A 16,873-nucleotide genomic window follows, 5' to 3' on the forward strand; every position below is an offset into this window, starting at 1 on the left:
GAGCGCTCAGGGCAAGTTTGAGCAAATGCACGACCGGCTTCGTGCCCAGTGGCGAGAGCGGATGGATCGTGATGAAAAGCCGTCAGCCGCTGTTCTCGATTCCCAGTCAACTCGTAGCTCTCCCCAAATTACAGTAAGGCTGCGTGCCAGTTCCCTTAATTACCATGACTTTGCCGTCGTAAGCGGCCTGTGGGGGCCGAGCGTGCAGCGGATTCCCATGGCAGACGGTGCTGGAGAGGTGGTTGCCTTAGGTGAGGGAGTCACCGAGTTCGCCGTAGGCGATCAGGTCGTGAGTACGTTCTTTCCTGACTGGCTTGATGGCGAGCCGCAGCAGGAGGGTTTTGGAACGGTGCCGGGCGATGGTGTCGATGGTTATGCTCGGGAAGCCGTTACGGCGCGAGCCACGTCTTTTACCAAGGCGCCCCAGGGCTGGACTCATGCTGAGGCTGCAACGCTTACCACGGCCGGCCTGACCGCCTGGCGCGTGTTGATGGCCGACGATTCGTTGAAGCCTGGGGACAGCGTTCTTATACAGGGTACCGGCGGGGTTTCGATCTTCGCGCTTCAGTTCGCCAAAATGGCCGGCGCGACGGTCATTGCCACCTCTTCCAGCGATGAGAAGCTGGAGCGGCTGAAGGCCATGGGGGCCGACCACCTGATCAACTATCGCCGTACGCCCAACTGGGGCGAGAAAGTGCGTGAGTTAACCAATGATCGGGGAGTTGACCACGTCATCGAAGTAGGCGGACCCGCGACCCTGGAGCAGTCGATGATTGCGGCACGTGTTGGTGGGCATATTTCTGTGATTGGTATCCTTACCGGCGTTGCCGGGGAGCTGAGCATCGTTACTGCGCTGACACGGCAGTTGCGACTGCAGGGTGTGCTGGTTGGAAACCGTACCCAGCAGCAGGAGATGATCAGGGCTATCGATGCCAATGGCATGCGTCCGGTTATCGATAGCCATTTTCCGCTGGACGAAATTGTTGAGGCGTTCCGCTATCAGGAAAGTAATCGTCACTTCGGTAAGATCTGCCTCGATATCTAGGCAGGATTGCTTCCTGATCGCTAGGGTCTGTTGCCGTTTCGACGCGGCCGTTCGCGAAACGGCAACAGACCCTAGGTAACCCAGGTCCTGAACTGGGCTTGCTCACTGTCGATTAGCTCAGTAACCAAAAAGCCCGATACAGCGTATCGGGCTTTTTTGATTGGTGCGCCAGGCATGGCGCGTTGCGCGTCAGCGCAACCCGCTTGACTATGGTGGCCAAGCGGGTGACTTGGAGGTGAAAGTCCTCTACACACCCGGCAAGGGGAAGTGTTAGCCAGAGGCAAGGGTGTCGCGGGCGACTGCGAATCTGAAGGAAGCCCGAGGCAAAATGCTGGCCTGACGAACAGGAAGCGGATAGAGGCGGCGCAGCGGGGTGAGAAGGCCAATATCTTCAAAGCCCGATACTTGCACGGAACGCTGCGACGTAGATCCGACAGGCATAAGCAGGAAGGTCACGCGAATTACCCTGGGAGATCTGCACGTTTGCCATTGTGCTACCGAGCGTCAAGAGGCGACGGGATGGACGTGCAGAAGTCAGCCGAAGCCGTAGTAAGTGGCAGTTAACCGCGCCACCAAGGGCCGAACAGGTTATGCCGCCAGTAGGCGCCAGAGTCTCGTCGAATGTCGAAAAGCAGAAATTTCTCCGAGGGAGAACTGTGACCCCAAGTTCCGGACAGAATCCGAGAGTGACGGCTGGCAGTGCGCAGGCATCGACGGCGTCTGTGGCGTGGACGAACGCGGAGCCGGACACGCTGATGGGGCGGGTGCTTGCACCGGCCAACCTCAAACGTGCGTATCAGCGTGTGGTCAGCAACAAGGGAGCACCGGGTGCCGATGGCATGACGGTCGCTGACTTGGCTGGCTATGTGAAACAGTATTGGCCAACTCTCAAGGCCAGGTTGCTGGCTGGTGAATACCATCCCCAGGCAGTGCGGGCGGTCGAAATTCCCAAACCGCAGGGCGGTACCCGGCAACTGGGGATTCCCAGTGTCGTGGATCGCCTGATCCAGCAAGCCCTGCAGCAACAGCTCACGCCAATCTTTGACCCGCTGTTCTCGGACTACAGCTATGGCTTTCGTCCGGGCAAAAGCGCTCATCAAGCCGTCGAAACGGCCCGCTCCCATGTGGGGGCGGGCCATCGCTGGTGCGTGGAACTTGATCTGGAGAAGTTCTTTGATCGGGTCAACCACGACATACTCATGGCCTGTATCGAGCGCCGTGTCGAAGACAAATGCGTGCTCAGGCTTATCCGCCGTTACCTTGAAGCCGGGGTCATGTCGGGCGGTGTCGTCAGCCCACGGCAGGAAGGGACGCCGCAAGGCGGCCCGCTCTCGCCGTTGCTGTCGAACATCCTGCTCAACGAATTTGACCGTGAACTGGAGCGGCGGGGGCACCGTTTTGTGCGCTATGCCGATGATGCGAACATCTATGTACGTAGTCAGCGGGCAGGCGAGCGAGTACTGACCAGCGTCGAGCGCTTCCTGAAAGAGCGTCTGAAACTGACGGTGAACAGGAAGAAGAGCCAAGTGGCACGGGCGTGGAAATGCGACTACTTGGGTTATGGGATGAGCTGGCATCAACAGCCTAGGCTGAGGGTAGCGACGATGAGCCTTGGTCGCCTGCGCAGTCGGCTCAAGGAGCTGCTGCGCGGGGCGCGAGGCCGCAAGGTGGCCTATATCATCGAGCGGCTGAACCCCGTGGTACGGGGCTGGGCGAGTTACTTCAAGCTCAGTCAGAGCAGGCGCCCACTAGAAGAGCTGGACGGGTGGATCAGGCACAAACTTCGCTGTGTCATCTGGCGGCAATGGAAGCAACCCTCTACGAGGATCAGCAACCTGATGCGTCTGGGTCTAAGCCGAGAGCGTGCTTGTAAATCTGCTTTCAATGGCCGAGGCCCATGGTGGAACTCGGGTGCGCCACATGTGAATCAGGCCCTACCGAAGAAACTGTGGGATCAACTCGGATTGGTCTCGATACTGGATACGATCAACCGGCTTAGTCGCATAACCTGAACCGCCGTGTACGGAACCGTACGCACGGTGGTGTGAGAGGACGGCGGGTGTGAACCCGCCTCCTACTCGATCAAGAAAGCGCCGTTCTGAGGTAAGCGTCCGGCCAAGTCACCTTCCGAACTCCAGCATTAAGGGCGATGGTGTCCGCGTATTTTTAAGCGGACGCGATAGCCCTTATCGCCGGGATTTCCATGCGCCAACGAAGCTCTTACCCCAAACCGTTCAAGGCCCAGGTTGTTCAGGAATGCCTGCAACCCGGTGCGACCGTTTCCAGCGTTGCCATCCGCCCCGCCGCGTCAGGATAGTTGTCGTGTGAGTTGATTCGATGAGTCTTGTTCGGTGGGCGGAAGTGAGAGCCGTGTGGCGCGTTATTCGATAGAGCATCGGGAGTGGGTGGTGCGGCAGATGATGCCGCCCTTGAACCGGACGGTGCCGGAGCTGGTGGAAGCGACAGGCATTACTGATGCCACCCTGTATGCTTGGCGCAAACAGGCCAGAGCAGCGGGAGCAGTGGTGCCGGGAGATGGACAGCAGGCCGACCAGTGGTCGAGCCAGGACAAGTTTCGGGTGGTGCTGGAAAGCGCCAGCCTCAATGCGGCTGAGCTGGCGGAGTACTGCCGGCGCAAAGGCCTGTATGTCGAGCAGATCAACGCCTGGCGCGAAGCCTGCGAGCAGGCCAACAGCCTGGCTCAGCCGAGCAAGACCCGGCGCGAACGCGAAGAGGAAAAGGCCGCGAAGAAGCGCATCAAGCAGCTGGAGCGTGAACTGCGGCGCAAGGATGCGGCGCTGGCAGAAACCGCGGCTCTGCTGGTGTTGCGAAAAAAAGCCGAGGCGCTCTGGGGGAAGGACGAGGACGAGTGATCAGCGCCCCGGATCGCCGTGGAACGCTGCAGTTGATCGAGGACGCCGTGGCGGCGGGAGCGCGGCGGTCGCAGGCCTGCGCCGAACTGGGCCTGTCGCTGCAGCAGATCGTGGCGCGGCTGGCCGATCAGGGCACCTGGCTGGCCTCGGAGTCGACCTTTTACCGGTTGCTGAAGGACGCCGAACAGCAGCATCCGCGCGGCCGTAGCCGCCCACCGGTGAAACGAGCGCTGACGACCCATGTGGCCGACGGCCCGAACCAGCTGTGGTGCTGGGACATCACCTGGCTGCCGACCACGGTCAAGGGCCGTTACTTCTACTGGTACATGATCAAGGACGTCTACAGCCGGAAGCTGGTGGCCAACGAGGTGCATGAAAGTGAAAGCGCCGATCAGGCCGCCCAGCTGCTACGCCAGGCCTGCTTACGTGAACAGCGAGCAGGCCAGCCGCTGGTACTGCACTCGGACAATGGCAGCGCGATGAAGGGCTCGACCATGCTGGCGGCCATGCAGAACCTGGGTGTGATGCCCTCGTTCAGCCGCCCGCGGGTGAGCAATGACAACGCCTATGCCGAGGCCTTGTTCCGCACGGCGAAGTACTGCCCGCTGTGGCCGGAGCGGCCGGAGCGGCCCTTCGACACGCTGGAGCAGGCCAGGAACTGGGTGAACAGCTTCGTGGCCTGGTACAACCATGAACATCGCCACAGCGCCCTGAAGTTCGTGACCCCGGCGCAGCGACATACTGGCCAAGCGGAAGAGTTGCTGCGCAAGCGTATCGAGCTGTACGAGGCGGCGCGTGCACGGCACCCGGAGCGCTGGAGCGGCAACATCAGGAACTGGGTGCTGGCACCAATCGTGTGCCTGAGGTTTTCCTGTGGTGTTGTTATGCGCTCAGGATGACAGCATGAAAATCTGGTGGGTAACATGTGGCTATTACGTACTGCGGATTCCACGCCATTCGGACACTCAGCCCACGCTGATCCGGACACCTGTTCCACGCTCATTCGGACAGGCAGTCGGAGCGCAGCTCCTCTCGGCCCACCCATTGACTCAAGTCAGCCGTGATTGCCTAATTTCAGCTGTTCATTGTCATCTCCTCCGCGTCTCAGCGACGTGCCTCTGGCAGGTCGGTACAACTACCATGGGCGACTTCCGCCGCCATGCCCACGGTCTCACCTAGTGTTGGATGGGGGTGGATGGTCTTGCCGATATCCACGGCGTCGGCGCCCATTTCGATGGCCAGGCACACTTCACTGATCAGGTCGCCCGCGCCGGTGCCGACGATGCCGCCACCGACCAGCCGATGGGTCTCGGCATCGAACAACAGCTTGGTGAAGCCCTCATCGCGACCATTGGCAATCGCCCGGCCTGAAGCGGCCCAGGGGAATACCGCGGCCTCGACCTTGATGCCCTTGTCCTTGGCTTCCTGCTGAGTAAGACCAGCCCACGCCACCTCGGGGTTGGTGTAGGCGACGCCAGGAATTTGCAATGCGTCAAAGGTGCTACGCGCCAGCTCGGCATTGCTCAGCGCCTCGCCTGCTGCCACTTCGGCAGCGACGTGCCCCTCGTGCACCGCCTTGTGGGCGAGCATGGGCTGGCCAACGATATCGCCGATGGCGAAGATATGCGGCACGTTGGTGCGCATCTGCTTGTCCACGGCGATAAAGCCGCGCTCACCCACGGTGATACCAGCCTTGTCGGCATCGATCTGGTTGCCATTGGGTTTGCGCCCCACCGCCACCAAGACCAAGTCATAGCATTGCGGCTCAGCGGGGGCCTTTTCACCCTCGAAGCTCACCCAAATGCCCTGCTCGCTGGCCTCGGCTTTTACCGTGCGGGTTTTCACCATCACATTATCGAAACGGTGGCTGTTGTATTTTTCCCAGACTTTCACCAGGTCGCGGTCAGGCCCTTGCATCAAGCCGTCGAGCATTTCGACCACGTCGATACGGGCGCCAAGCGCCGAATAAACAGTCGCCATCTCCAGGCCGATAATCCCGCCGCCCACCACCAGCATGCGTTTGGGCACGGTACGCAGTTCCAACGCCCCGGTGGAGTCGACGATGCGTGGATCATTCGGCATAAAGGGCAGTTTTACCGCCTGGCTGCCGGCGGCGATCACGCACTGTTTGAAGCGGATGACCTTCTTCTCGCCGGTTTGCTCCTGGCCGGAGCCCGAGGAAACGGCCACTTCAATACGGTGGGGATCGAGAAAACGCCCAAAGCCACGCACCACATCGACCTTGCGGCCCTTGGCCATTCCAGCGAGCCCGGTGGTCAGCTTGTTGACCACCGATTCCTTGTGCGCGCGCAGCTTACCGACATCGACTGCGCCGGCACCGAACTCGATACCCAGAGCTGCCAGATGGGGCACCTCTTCCATCACATTGGCGATATGCAGCAAGGCCTTGGACGGAATGCAGCCCACGTTCAGGCATACGCCGCCAAGGGAAGCATAACGCTCCACGATTATGGTTTTCTGGCCCAGATCGGCGGAGCGAAAGGCGGCGGAGTAGCCGCCAGGGCCTCCGCCCAGAACCAGCACGTCGCATTCGAGATCAGAGCTGCCGGCATGGCTAGCAGCCGCTGTGGGCACGACAGCAGGCGCCGAGGCTGCAACAGCGGGCACGGGAGCGGACGCAGACGGCGCAACAGCCGCCTCCGACTCCAGCTTCAACAGCACAGCGCCTTCGGCCACTTTATCGCCGACGCTGGCCAGCACTTCCTTGACCACGCCAGCGGCAGAAGACGGCACATCCATCGTAGCCTTATCGGACTCCAGTACGCAGATCGGGTCGTCGACGTTCACCACATCGCCTACCTTGACCAGCACCTCGATCACCGGCATGGCCGCGGCATCGCCGATACCGGGCATCTTCACTTCAAAAACCTGACTCATGAGCTAGCCCCTTACAGCGTAATTCGACGGAAATCAACCAACAGAGCAGCCAGGTGCTGAAGGAAACGGGCCGCAGCAGCGCCATCGACCACGCGGTGATCCCAGGACAGGGCCATGGGCAGAATCAGGCGCGGGGCGAACCCACTGCCATCCCACACCGGTTTCATTTGCGCACGGGTAACGCCGAGGATCGCCACTTCTGGCGCGTTGATGATGGGGTTGAAGCCGGTACCGCCAATGCCGCCCAGGCTGGAAACGGTAAAGGTGCCGCCGGTCATCTCGGCGGGACCCAGCTTGCCGTCGCGGGCTTTTTTCGCCAGCTCGCCACATTCGCTGGCGATCTGGCCGATGCCTTTCTGATCGGCATCGCGAATCACCGGCACCACCAGCCCGTTCGGCGTGTCGGCGGCAAAACCGATGTGGTAGTACTGCTTCAACACTAGGATTGGCTCGCCGTCTTCGTTGCCCAACGAACTGTTGAACTGCGGGAAGGCTTTCAGCGTGGCCACCGCTGCCTTGATCAGAAACGCTAACATGGTGTACTTGATCGCGTCTTTGCCGCCTTCCTTATTCAGTTGCACGCGGAACGCTTCCAGCTCGGTGATATCCGCTTCTTCGTTGTTAGTAACGTGGGGAATCATCACCCAGTTGCGCGCGAGGTTGGCACCCGAGATCTTCTTGATCCGCGACAGCGCGACCTTCTCGATGGTACCGAATTTGGCAAAATCGACGTCCGGCCACGGCAGCAGATTGAGCCCGGCACCTGAGTTGCCCGAGCCAGGCACGGGGCTGTCCAGGCGAACCAGGGCATCTTTGACGAAGCGTTCGACATCCTCGCGAAGCATTCTCCCGCCTTTGCCAGTAGCCACCACCTTGGTTACGTCTACACCCAGCTTGCGCGCGTAGCTGCGAACCGAAGGGCTGGCATGGGGTTTCAGACCTGGCGTACTCACCGCTGGCGCAACAGCTGCCACCGGCACCGGTGCAGCCGGACTGGCGGCCACGGGGGCCGGCGCTGCACTCACCGGTGCATCCGCCACTGCTGGGGTATTCACTGGCGCCGCAGCGGCAGGCGTTTCATCGGCGGCCATCTGCAACCTGAGCATGGCACTGCCTTTGGAAACCCGATCACCTACCTTGAGGCTGACCGACACCACGGTGCCGGCCACAGGGCTCGGCACATCCATCGATGCCTTGTCCGATTCCAGAGTCAGCAAAGGGTCGTCGAACGCCACTGTATCGCCCGGTTTGACCAATACCTCGATCACCGGAAGGTCCTTGAAGTCGCCGATATCCGGCACTTGAATTTCTCTGATTTCACTCATGACTAACCGTCGCCAAGAAAGTGGATCCGCTCCCCCTACAGGGAGCGGATGGAACGCTCATCGAGCGCGAACGAAGAGACAACCCGTTAGCGCGCCCACGGCGCCGGTCGGCTACCATCCAGGCCGTAGCGCCCAATGGCGTCAGCCAACACCTGACGCGGCAGCGTGCCGTCACGCACCAGACCGTCCAGGGCGGCGAGAACCACCTGGTGACGATCCACTTCAAAGAAACTGCGTAAGGCGGTGCGGGTATCACTGCGGCCAAAGCCGTCGGTGCCCAGGACTATGAAACGCGCATCGACGTAGCTGGCGATCAGTTGCGGCCAGGCACGAACGTAGTCGGTGGCAGCAATCACCGGCGCGGTGCCTGCGAGGGAGGCGCACAGGTGGCTGACCTGTTCCGGCTCAGCAGGATTCAGACGATTGTGGCGCTCCACATCACGCGCCTCGCGCGCCAGCTCGCTGAAACTGGTGACGCTCCACACCTCGCTCGACACCTGCCAGTCGGCAGCCAGCAGCTCGGACGCGGCGATCACTTCGCGCAGGATGGTGCCGCTTCCCAGCAACCGCACCGCGCCACGCGGCGACGGCGCATCGGTCGCGGCATAACGGTACATGCCGCGAATGATGTGATCCTCGACGCCGGTCGGCAGCGACGGTTGAGCGTAGTTCTCATTCATCACGGTGATGTAGTAGAACTCGTCGACATCACGCTCCATCATCTGGCGCATGCCGTGATCGACAATCACCGCCAGCTCGCCGGCGAACGCCGGATCGTAGGCGCGGCAATTGGGCACGGTGGCGGCCATAACATGACTGCTGCCGTCCTGGTGCTGCAGCCCTTCGCCACCCAAGGTGGTACGCCCGGCGGTAGCGCCCAGCAAGAAGCCGCGGGCACGTTGGTCGGCCGCTGCCCAGATCAGGTCGCCGACTCGCTGGAAACCAAACATCGAGTAATAGATGTAGAACGGCAGCATCGGTTTGCCGTGGGCACTGTAGGAGGTCGCAGCCGCTACCCAGGAAGACAGCGCACCGGCTTCGGTAATGCCCTCCTCCAGCAACTGACCATCCTTGGCTTCACGGTAATACAGCATCGAGCCGGCATCTTCCGGCTCGTACAGTTGCCCCAGCGGCGAGTAGATACCGATCTGGCGGAACAGGTTGGCCATGCCGAAGGTGCGTGCCTCGTCGGCGACGATAGGCACCACGCGGGGACCCAGTTCCTTGTCTTTAAGCAAACCACCGAGCATCCGTACCACGGCCATGGTGGTGGACATTTCTTTGCCGTCGGCTTCGAAGGCAAAGCGTGCGTAGTCGGCCAGGGCCGGCACGGCGACGTGCTCTTTGCCCTTCTGCCGCGCCGGCATATAGCCGCCCAGCGCCGTTCTGCGCTCTTGCAAGTAACGTATTTCCTGACTGTCCTCAGTCGGACGATAGAAGCGCAGTTGCGCGACGTCGTCGTCCGACAGTGGCAGCGCGAAGCGATCACGAAATGCCTTGAGTGCATCGATATCCAGCTTCTTGGCCTGGTGCGAGGTCATGCGCGACTCGCCGGCACCGCCCATGCCGTACCCCTTCTTGGTTTTTGCCAGGATCACGGTCGGACGCCCCTTGTGCGCCTTGGCTGCAGCGAACGCGGCATACAGCTTGCGGAAGTCGTGACCGCCGCGCTTGAGCGCATCGATATCGGCATCGGACATATGCGAGACCAACGCCTGGATTTCCGGATCCTGCTGGAAGAAGTGCAGCAGGTTATAGGCGCCGTCCTTGGAGCCGAGGGTCTGATATTGACCATCGACGGTCTGGGCAAAGCGTTGCAACAGGGCATTACTGCTGTCCCGCGCAAACAACGGATCCCAGTCCGAGCCCCAGATGACCTTGACCACATTCCAGCCGGCGCCGGTAAACAGCGCTTCGAGCTCTTGAATGACCTGGCCGTTGCCACGCACCGGGCCATCCAGACGCTGCAAGTTGCAGTTGACGATAAAGGTGAGGTTATCGAGCTTTTCCCGTGCGGCGAGGGTGAGGCCGGCAATGGACTCCGGCTCATCCATTTCGCCGTCACCAAACACCCCCCACACATGGCGGTCGGCGGTTTCGGCCAGATTGCGATGCTCGAGGTAACGCATATAACGCGCCTGGTAGATGGCACTGATCGGGCCAATACCCATCGAGCCGGTGGGGAACTGCCAGAAATCGGGCATCAACCACGGGTGTGGATAAGAACTCAGGCCATTGCCGCTCACTTCCTGGCGGTAATTGGCCAGTTGCTCCTCCGACAGACGTCCCTCGAGGAACGCCCGGGCGTAAACGCCAGGTGCCGAATGCGGCTGGTAAAACACCAGATCGCCGCCGTGCTTTTCATCACTGGCACGAAAGAAATGGTTAAAACCGACCTCGAAGATTTCGGCGGCAGATGCATAACTCGCAATGTGCCCACCCAAATCCCCGTAAGCCTGATTGGCGCGCACTACCATGGCCAGTGCATTCCAGCGAATGATGGAAGTAATCCGTTCCTCGACAGCAAGGTCGCCTGGATAGGGCCCCTGCTTTTCAATCGAAATTGTGTTCCGATAAGCCGAGTACGGGTGCACATGCGAGGTGATGCCAAGTGCTCTTGCGTGTTGCTCTAATTGTTTAAGCAGAAACTGGCCACGCTCGGAACCACCATCGCGCACGACGGCCTCTAACGACTCCAGCCATTCCCGTGTTTCATCTCGGTCAATATCCATAGACGCCACTGACCCAGTTATCGAATTTTCGTTTAGCACACCCATATCTGCCTCCGCTCTTGTTACTGTTAGCTTAGAGGTAAACCGACAGAACATGCCGCCGTACTAATCTTCATTACTACCAATTTTCGGCATATAATGCTGCCAATCAACACAAATGAGGCGTAACATGCCGCAAGCACAACTCGACTCAATAGACCTGCGCATCCTCGAAGAACTGCAGGCCAACGCTCGACTCACCAACGTCGAACTCGCATCCCGCGTGCATCTATCGCCCTCGCCCTGCCTGACAAGAGTGAGGGCATTAGAAGAATCGGGTTTGATCAGTCGTTACGTAACCCTGCTTGACCCTTATGAACTAGGTCTGAGCGTCAGTGTATTTATCCAAATTACGCTGGAGCGCCAGGTAGAACGCGCATTAGAGACTTTTGAAGAGGCGATACAAAACTACCCGGAAGTCATGGAGTGCTATCTAATGACCGGCGACGCTGATTACCTGATCCGGGTTGTGGTACCCGATGTACAGGCACTCGAACGATTTATTGTTAATCAACTTTCCAAGATCCCGGGCGTCGCAAATATTCGCTCGAGTTTCGCGCTCAAACAGGTCAAATACAAAACGGCACTACCACTTCCCCGCACAGACTCGACTAAAACAGGCACCGGCAAACTTCGGCATAAATAACCCCCCCCCCCACTTCAGGTGGTGCGAAAACCTCCAACCGCCGCGTTGAGGGCGTCGCCCACCTGCTCCAACCCGCGCACTGACGTTTCCAGCAAGCCGTTCGCCGCGGTGCTTTGCTCAGCGACCGCCCGTACTCGCTCCATGCTTTCGCCAACCTGTTCGGCCACCGCACTCTGCTGTTCGGCCGCCGCAGCGATCTGCTGACTCATCTGCTCGACTGTCGAGACTGCCGCGGCGATTTCCTGCAAAGCCTGTGACGCCTGCTCGGCAAGCACCACACTCTCGCCGGTCAGCGTGTGGCTCCCTCGCAAGCGGCTGGCTGTTTGCTCGGCCACCGTACGCAGCTGCTTGATGCTAGTGGCAATATCATCAGTGGAAGCTTGTGTCCGCCGCGCCAGGTGGCGCACCTCGTCCGCCACGACAGCGAAACCCCGACCGTTTTCGCCCGCCCGTGCTGCTTCAATCGCCGCATTCAGGGCCAGCAGATTGGTTTGCCCGGCCAGGGTATTGATCACATCGAGAACCTTGCCGATCGCCGCACTCTCGTTAAGCAGCGAGCCCATTGCCTCGGAACAGCCGCTCATTTCCTGTGCCAGGTGACCGATCTTGGTCGTCGCCTGACGCACCAACTCTTTGCCTTTACCCGCCTGCCTATTGGCCTGCTCGACTGCATCGCGGGTCTAACTGGCATTGCGCGCGACATCCTGCGCGGTGGCGGCCATCTGTTGCATGGCGGTGGCCGCTAATTCAGTCTCCTCGTGCTGCAAGTCGACTCCCTCACGAGTACGCTCAGTCACCTGAACCAGGCCGCTGGTGGCCTGGTTCAACTGCCCGACACCCTGGCCAATCCGGCCGATCAGCCCACGCAGACTGTCGAGCATGACGCCGACGCTGCCGAGCAGATGCCCCAGCTCATCACGTCGTCTGGCCGCATCGATCTGTGCGCTGAGATCGCCAGATGCCACGAACCGGGTAAGCTCACCGGCCTGACGCAGCGGCTGCAGGATCAAGTGGCGAATCAGCAGACCGGCACCGATGCCAAAGCCAAGCGCCAACAGCACAATCCCCCCAAGCAGCCGGGATACCCGCTGGCTCATCGACTGCGAAGCCTGCACCTGCGCGATGTGGGCCGCGCCAAGCAGTGCGCTTACCCTGTCAGCAGCGTCATTCTCGCGTCTTGGCTATCGCTGGCTTGATCACGACTTGCGGCATAACCGTTGAATGCGGCGCTGTATTCCGCCAGCGCCGTACTCGCCTGGGTCAACGACTCCCGCTCTGAACCCTCAAGCCGCAGCTCCAAGTTTTCCATGTACGAGCGCAGTTCAATAACTCTCGCCTCCCAGGCGTTGCGCACATCTGTGCTGCCGTCGAGAGTGAAATAGAGTTCGCTGTCACGCAGGTTTGCCAGCTTGTCACGCAGCGTGGAGGCTTGTTCAAGCTGCAGCATACGCACCGAATCAGCCGGCTGCGCCTGCGAGGCCAGGAGGTTGACCGCGTCGAGCTGATCCAGCATCACCACGGTGAACCGCTCGCCAAGCACCTGGGCCAACTGCTGCATGCGCAGGCGAGCTTCGCGAGCATCACGCTGGGCTTGAGCGTACCGCTTGAACTGGGCGAGATAGATTTTTGCCGCCTCCACGGAGTCGCCCGACCCGGACTCCACCTGGGACCTCTCCAGCAACGAGACGAGCTCATCGGTTAGGCCGACAACCGTGTTAGCCTCGTCTTCAGCCAACTCCAGGCCAAACGCCTTTACCGCTACCTGCGCTTGCAGCATCAGTGACTCGACGGATGCGACGTCGTTCATCTTCTCAGCTCGCACTTCGAGCACGTTGAAGGCATAGAACGCTGTGGCGGCAACGCCTAGTCGATGACGCGGAATCCGACTTTGTTCCGATAGCCTGTAACTAGATATTTTGTGAAAAGCTGCACCATCTCCAATTGGAGATGGTGCGGCAGAGTCACCAGTGGGTACGTCAGGTTAATTGGGTATCGATACGTTGCAGAGCCTCTACCAGGTATTTTTTAAACACTGGGTAGTTTTCACTCATAGGGAAATGTCCGATGTCCTCCATCTCAATGAATGACCCACCCTTGATCTGGTCGGCCGTTTCTTTGGTCGCGGAAGGAGGAGTCAGATAGTCATAGGTCCCGGTCATCATCACTACTGGACACTTCTCGCCATCGATCTGTCCAAGCTTGTCCCGCAAATCATGATCGACTGAGTAGAAGTAGAGATCACCTTTGAACGCTTCCGCGCCCTGACTGTAGTAATGCCATGTTAGCCAACGGTCCTTGTCTGACGACATTGGCGCCATCAAATCCCAGACTCCGCTTGCGCAAACTTGTGAGGCATTGGCATGGGGGTGATGCCACCAGTCAAGGTAGAATCCTGGCGCATACGCAGCAGCTTCGACCGGTATCACCGCCTTGAATCTGTCCGGGTGACGTAGAGCGAGCTGCAGAGCGACATTGCCTCCGAATGAAGAACCCATGAAGATCGGATTCTCCAATTCGAGCGCGTCGCAGAGGGCAACGATGAAGTTTACGTAGTGGTCGGCCGTGAGACGGTACTCCTCTTTCCACCACTCCTTATTAAGAGGTGGATCTGATTTCCCGTGACGCGGAAGATCGTAGGCGATAACCAGATAGTCCTTCGTAATATCATCGTCTTCGAGCAGATCTCGCCATTGATGATTGTGGCATCCAGCAGTGTGCTGGCAGATTAAAGGTTGGCCGCTGCCATTTTGGTTGTAAAACACCTTGTATTCGCAACCGTCCACCTCGAGGGTTACATAATGTCCTGTTACCGGTGAAATTCGAGACATGTTTCTTCTCCGACGAGATTCTGATTAAACCGGTACGCCGGTTTTACGAAGCAATTCAATTTGAATGGTGATGTTGCGAAGGTTCTGCATTAGCACAAGCAGATCGCCTTCCATCTTCAAATCCTCCCGGAACGAAGCCGCCCAGATACCATGGAACATTGGCGGTGGCGTCTCCATGCCAAATTTTTTCCACGTGGCGGCACTTGCCCGAAAGGCGAATTGGTAGCTATCGAGGGGGGCGGGGTTGACATTAATGTCGTTGACCTTGCCATCGCGCATATCAACGATGACTTTTGCAGTTTCCATGTCGAGCATGTACGTACACGTGAAGTACTTACCCATTGATTGGATCGTGGCATCAGAATCAGAATGCTCGCGAAATTTTTGGGCCCAAGATTGTACGTGTGTATCCATGACTTTCTCCTCTTTTTGTACTTTTTTCGAAAAATCAGTCATCGGTCATCGAACTGTTGACGCCAATGCCGAATTGACCCGTGTGCTGATGCAAGACTCACCCACCTCCAAGTTAGCACAAATCCAGCAAAGGCAATGATTCGCGAAGAAGAACAGACTGGGTCAATGACATGTCAGCAACTGTGTCAATTTGTCGCCGGCACCAACAGATAGATCGCAGCTCCTGTATCGATCGCTTAAAATCAGGCGCTGCGGTTTACCAGCTTAAGAGGTGCGGCACTGCGCTGTTGAGCCAGGTATCGAGTGCAACAAACCCGTAGGAATGAGGAGAAGTTCATCGCCTCATCGCGCGCTTTGGTGATCTCCTCATAGAGATTGGTGATCAACTGGTTGGTGGTCAGGCCTTCCACGGCGGACATCTCTGTGAGGATGTCCCAAAACTGGTTTTCCAGTCGCAGAGTCGTGATCACGCCGTGTATACGCAACGAGCGTGACCGAGATTCGTACAGTATTGGATCGGCTTTGATATACAGCTCGCACATTTTGAGGCCCTCCCGGTAAAAGGATTATTTCCCTCTTCAGGCAAAAAGGGTAATAGGCCAATACTACACGTGGCGCTCCAGCCAGGGTTGCAGTATTGCCTCTGCCCAACAGACTCATTTCGAAATCCAGGCAATGACCGCTGCCCAATGTCATCAACTTTGGAAATTATCCATAATATCATATGATTAGCGCTCAAATCAGTGCATGGGAGAAGCCCTTTTGACTACCTATACCGCATCGCTTGACACCCCCAGCCAAACCCTGACTTGAAAATTGTACAAAAAACAACCAGTCCGCTCGATTGTCCCGCCTTCATCGCCGCCCACCGCCAGAATCCTCAAGACTTTACCCTCCGACGCCAGCTCACCTTCAAGAACCTCGTCCTGTTCCTGCTCAATCAGCCACGCACGGCCCTGCAAACCGAACTCGATCAGTTCTATCGCGTACTCAATCAGGCGTCGACTGAGACGCAAATGGTCACTGCGCAGGCCTTCTGCAAAGCGCGCAAAAAGCTCAACCCCGAGGTATTTGAAAGTCTCAATCGCCTCCTGCAGCAACAAATTGACTGCTTAGGGCTGCGCCAGAAGTGGCGTGGGCTGAGGGTGCTCGCGGTGGATGGCTCGACCGTGCATTTACCCCTGGAGTCGACCATGGCGACCTTCTTTGGCAGTCACTCTGGCTTTCCCATGGCTCGCTTGTCCACACTCTACGAAGTCGCTGACGGTCAAACCTTGCATAGCCTGATCGTGCCCCTGACCGTCGGCGAGCGCGACTGTGCCCATCTGCACCTTGAGCACCTGCCGGCTGACAGCCTGACGCTGTTTGACCGTGGTTACCCTGGGCACTGGTTATTCGCGCTGTTCGCGCAGCAACAGCGGCACTTTCTGATGCGCCTGCCCTGTGGCTATAACGCCCAGGTCAAAGCGTTTCTACACTCTGACCAAGTTGAACAGAGCTTTTCGTGGCCAACCATCCTGAAGCATGTCTGTTCTGCTCCGAGGCTGGCGTTGATCCTGCCAGCCAGATCGAGCTGAGACTAATCCGGGTCGAGTTGGCCAACGGCGAAAGCGAGGTATTGCTGACCTCGCTGCTGGATCGAGAAGCCTTTCCCGCTGAGGTGCTTGCCGAGCTTTACCACCGCCGCTGGGGCATCGAAACCGATTTCCGTCGCCTCAAACAAACCCTGACGCTGGACAACTTCAGCGGCCGCAGCGTGACCGCTGTAAAGCAGGACTTTCATGCCGCTCAACTGTTGAAGAACCTGGCGCTGTTGATGCAGCACCTGCTACAGCCGGTCATCGAACAGCGCCACAAAGGTCGCAAGCTGCGATGGAAAGTCAACTTCACCCAAGGCGTGTCACGGCTCAAAAATACCCTGGTCGAGCTGCTGGTGCGGCACTGTGTGAATCGCCCCTGGTTTCCTAGACACTCTCCAAGCTCAGGAAATAGCGTTTCTCATACTCTACTGGAGACAGCTGCATAGCACTGCTGTGTCGACGTTTTGGGTTATAGAACATCTCGATGTAATCG

The 16,873-nt window shown here is 58.8% G+C and carries 14 protein-coding genes and 3 pseudogenes; 7 read left to right on the plus strand and 10 right to left on the minus strand.

Going from position 1 to position 16,873, the window contains the following annotated elements:
* From CQW31_RS31415 to CQW31_RS29490, 5 genes and pseudogenes are all read left to right on the plus strand, one after another.
* Positions 1-127: pseudogene (locus tag CQW31_RS31415) on the plus strand (IS5/IS1182 family transposase); the annotation flags it as partial.
* Positions 125-1,045: pseudogene (locus CQW31_RS29475) on the plus strand (NAD(P)-dependent alcohol dehydrogenase); the annotation flags it as partial. The pseudogenes CQW31_RS31415 and CQW31_RS29475, both read left to right, overlap by 3 nt.
* 590 nt (positions 1,046-1,635) lie before the next feature.
* Complete coding sequence (gene ltrA, locus CQW31_RS29480; protein WP_042914345.1) at positions 1,636-3,057, plus strand: group II intron reverse transcriptase/maturase; 1,422 nt, start codon at positions 1,636-1,638, stop codon at positions 3,055-3,057.
* A 191-nt stretch (positions 3,058-3,248) separates the two neighbouring features.
* Complete coding sequence (locus CQW31_RS32325) at positions 3,249-3,362, plus strand: transposase (protein ID WP_080641052.1); 114 nt, start codon at positions 3,249-3,251, stop codon at positions 3,360-3,362.
* Between the two features lie 55 nt (positions 3,363-3,417).
* Positions 3,418-4,817, plus strand: a protein-coding gene (locus CQW31_RS29490; protein ID WP_371259966.1) for an IS3 family transposase whose coding sequence is annotated in 2 segments (ribosomal slippage) — positions 3,418-3,904 and positions 3,904-4,817 — 1,401 coding nt in all. Because the reading frame shifts where the segments join, the coding sequence is not laid out codon by codon here.
* Between the two features lie 205 nt (positions 4,818-5,022).
* Here the strand turns inward: CQW31_RS29490 and lpdA are convergent.
* The 3 genes from lpdA to mdeB all read right to left on the minus strand — a co-directional run bounded on the left by lpdA (position 5,023) and on the right by mdeB (position 10,918).
* The gene (lpdA, locus tag CQW31_RS29495; protein WP_009681889.1) at positions 5,023-6,816 is read right to left on the minus strand and encodes a dihydrolipoyl dehydrogenase; all 1,794 of its coding nucleotides are present in this window, start codon (positions 6,814-6,816) and stop codon (positions 5,023-5,025) included.
* Between the two features lie 11 nt (positions 6,817-6,827).
* Positions 6,828-8,141 (minus strand): dihydrolipoyllysine-residue acetyltransferase, encoded by a 1,314-nt coding sequence (gene aceF / locus CQW31_RS29500; RefSeq protein ID WP_009681890.1) that lies wholly within the window; start codon positions 8,139-8,141, stop codon positions 6,828-6,830.
* Positions 8,142-8,227: 86 nt separating this feature from the next.
* The gene (gene mdeB / locus CQW31_RS29505) at positions 8,228-10,918 is read right to left on the minus strand and encodes an alpha-ketoglutarate dehydrogenase (protein WP_047150276.1); all 2,691 of its coding nucleotides are present in this window, start codon (positions 10,916-10,918) and stop codon (positions 8,228-8,230) included.
* A 124-nt stretch (positions 10,919-11,042) separates the two neighbouring features.
* On the opposite strand from mdeB, the gene CQW31_RS29510 reads away from it, so the two are divergent.
* The gene (locus tag CQW31_RS29510; protein WP_009681892.1) at positions 11,043-11,558 is read left to right on the plus strand and encodes an Lrp/AsnC family transcriptional regulator; all 516 of its coding nucleotides are present in this window, start codon (positions 11,043-11,045) and stop codon (positions 11,556-11,558) included.
* 14 nt (positions 11,559-11,572) lie between these two features.
* On the opposite strand, the gene CQW31_RS31915 is transcribed toward CQW31_RS29510, so the two are convergent.
* The 6 genes from CQW31_RS31915 to CQW31_RS29530 form a co-directional block, all read right to left on the minus strand.
* Positions 11,573-12,184 (minus strand): methyl-accepting chemotaxis protein, encoded by a 612-nt coding sequence (locus CQW31_RS31915; RefSeq protein WP_236183104.1) that lies wholly within the window; start codon positions 12,182-12,184, stop codon positions 11,573-11,575.
* 54 nt (positions 12,185-12,238) lie between these two features.
* Positions 12,239-12,655, minus strand: coding sequence for a methyl-accepting chemotaxis protein (locus CQW31_RS31920; protein ID WP_009681894.1), 417 nt, complete (start codon positions 12,653-12,655; stop codon positions 12,239-12,241).
* Between the two features lie 50 nt (positions 12,656-12,705).
* Positions 12,706-13,365 (minus strand): hypothetical protein, encoded by a 660-nt coding sequence (locus CQW31_RS31925; protein WP_009681895.1) that lies wholly within the window; start codon positions 13,363-13,365, stop codon positions 12,706-12,708.
* Positions 13,366-13,534: 169 nt separating this feature from the next.
* Positions 13,535-14,386: an alpha/beta fold hydrolase gene (locus tag CQW31_RS29520; protein WP_033690130.1), complete on the minus strand. Its 852-nt coding sequence runs from the start codon at positions 14,384-14,386 to the stop codon at positions 13,535-13,537.
* 24 nt (positions 14,387-14,410) lie between these two features.
* Complete coding sequence (locus CQW31_RS29525; protein WP_009681897.1) at positions 14,411-14,800, minus strand: hypothetical protein; 390 nt, start codon at positions 14,798-14,800, stop codon at positions 14,411-14,413.
* A gap of 242 nt (positions 14,801-15,042) precedes the next feature.
* Positions 15,043-15,342, minus strand: coding sequence for a ribbon-helix-helix domain-containing protein (locus CQW31_RS29530; RefSeq protein WP_009681898.1), 300 nt, complete (start codon positions 15,340-15,342; stop codon positions 15,043-15,045).
* Positions 15,343-15,609: 267 nt separating this feature from the next.
* Between CQW31_RS29530 and CQW31_RS29540 the strand changes: the two are divergent.
* Positions 15,610-16,739, plus strand: a pseudogene (locus tag CQW31_RS29540) (IS4 family transposase); the annotation flags it as partial.
* Between the two features lie 25 nt (positions 16,740-16,764).
* On the opposite strand, the gene CQW31_RS29545 reads toward CQW31_RS29540, so the two are convergent.
* Positions 16,765-16,873, minus strand: a 109-nt coding sequence (locus CQW31_RS29545) for an IS3 family transposase (protein ID WP_135192744.1), incomplete at its 5' end; no start/stop codon positions are given.

The sequence above is a fragment of the Pseudomonas sp. 382 genome (assembly GCF_002759075.1).
In the GTDB taxonomy this organism is placed as follows: Bacteria; Pseudomonadota; Gammaproteobacteria; order Pseudomonadales; family Pseudomonadaceae; genus Aquipseudomonas; species Aquipseudomonas vlassakiae.

Bases quoted from the DNA above. Each gene is read 5' to 3' on its own strand.
- ltrA (WP_042914345.1), top strand. From the start codon at position 1,636: ATGCCGCCAGTAGGCGCCAGAGTCTCGTCGAATGTCGAAAAGCAGAAA.
- CQW31_RS32325 (WP_080641052.1), top strand. From the start codon at position 3,249: ATGCGCCAACGAAGCTCTTACCCCAAACCGTTCAAGGCCCAGGTTGTT.
- lpdA (WP_009681889.1), bottom strand. From the start codon at position 6,816: ATGAGTCAGGTTTTTGAAGTGAAGATGCCCGGTATCGGCGATGCCGCG.
- aceF (WP_009681890.1), bottom strand. From the start codon at position 8,141: ATGAGTGAAATCAGAGAAATTCAAGTGCCGGATATCGGCGACTTCAAG.
- mdeB (WP_047150276.1), bottom strand. From the start codon at position 10,918: ATGGGTGTGCTAAACGAAAATTCGATAACTGGGTCAGTGGCGTCTATG.
- CQW31_RS29510 (WP_009681892.1), top strand. From the start codon at position 11,043: ATGCCGCAAGCACAACTCGACTCAATAGACCTGCGCATCCTCGAAGAA.
- CQW31_RS31920 (WP_009681894.1), bottom strand. From the start codon at position 12,655: ATGAGCCAGCGGGTATCCCGGCTGCTTGGGGGGATTGTGCTGTTGGCG.
- CQW31_RS31925 (WP_009681895.1), bottom strand. From the start codon at position 13,365: ATGAACGACGTCGCATCCGTCGAGTCACTGATGCTGCAAGCGCAGGTA.
- CQW31_RS29520 (WP_033690130.1), bottom strand. From the start codon at position 14,386: ATGTCTCGAATTTCACCGGTAACAGGACATTATGTAACCCTCGAGGTG.
- CQW31_RS29525 (WP_009681897.1), bottom strand. From the start codon at position 14,800: ATGGATACACACGTACAATCTTGGGCCCAAAAATTTCGCGAGCATTCT.
- CQW31_RS29530 (WP_009681898.1), bottom strand. From the start codon at position 15,342: ATGTGCGAGCTGTATATCAAAGCCGATCCAATACTGTACGAATCTCGG.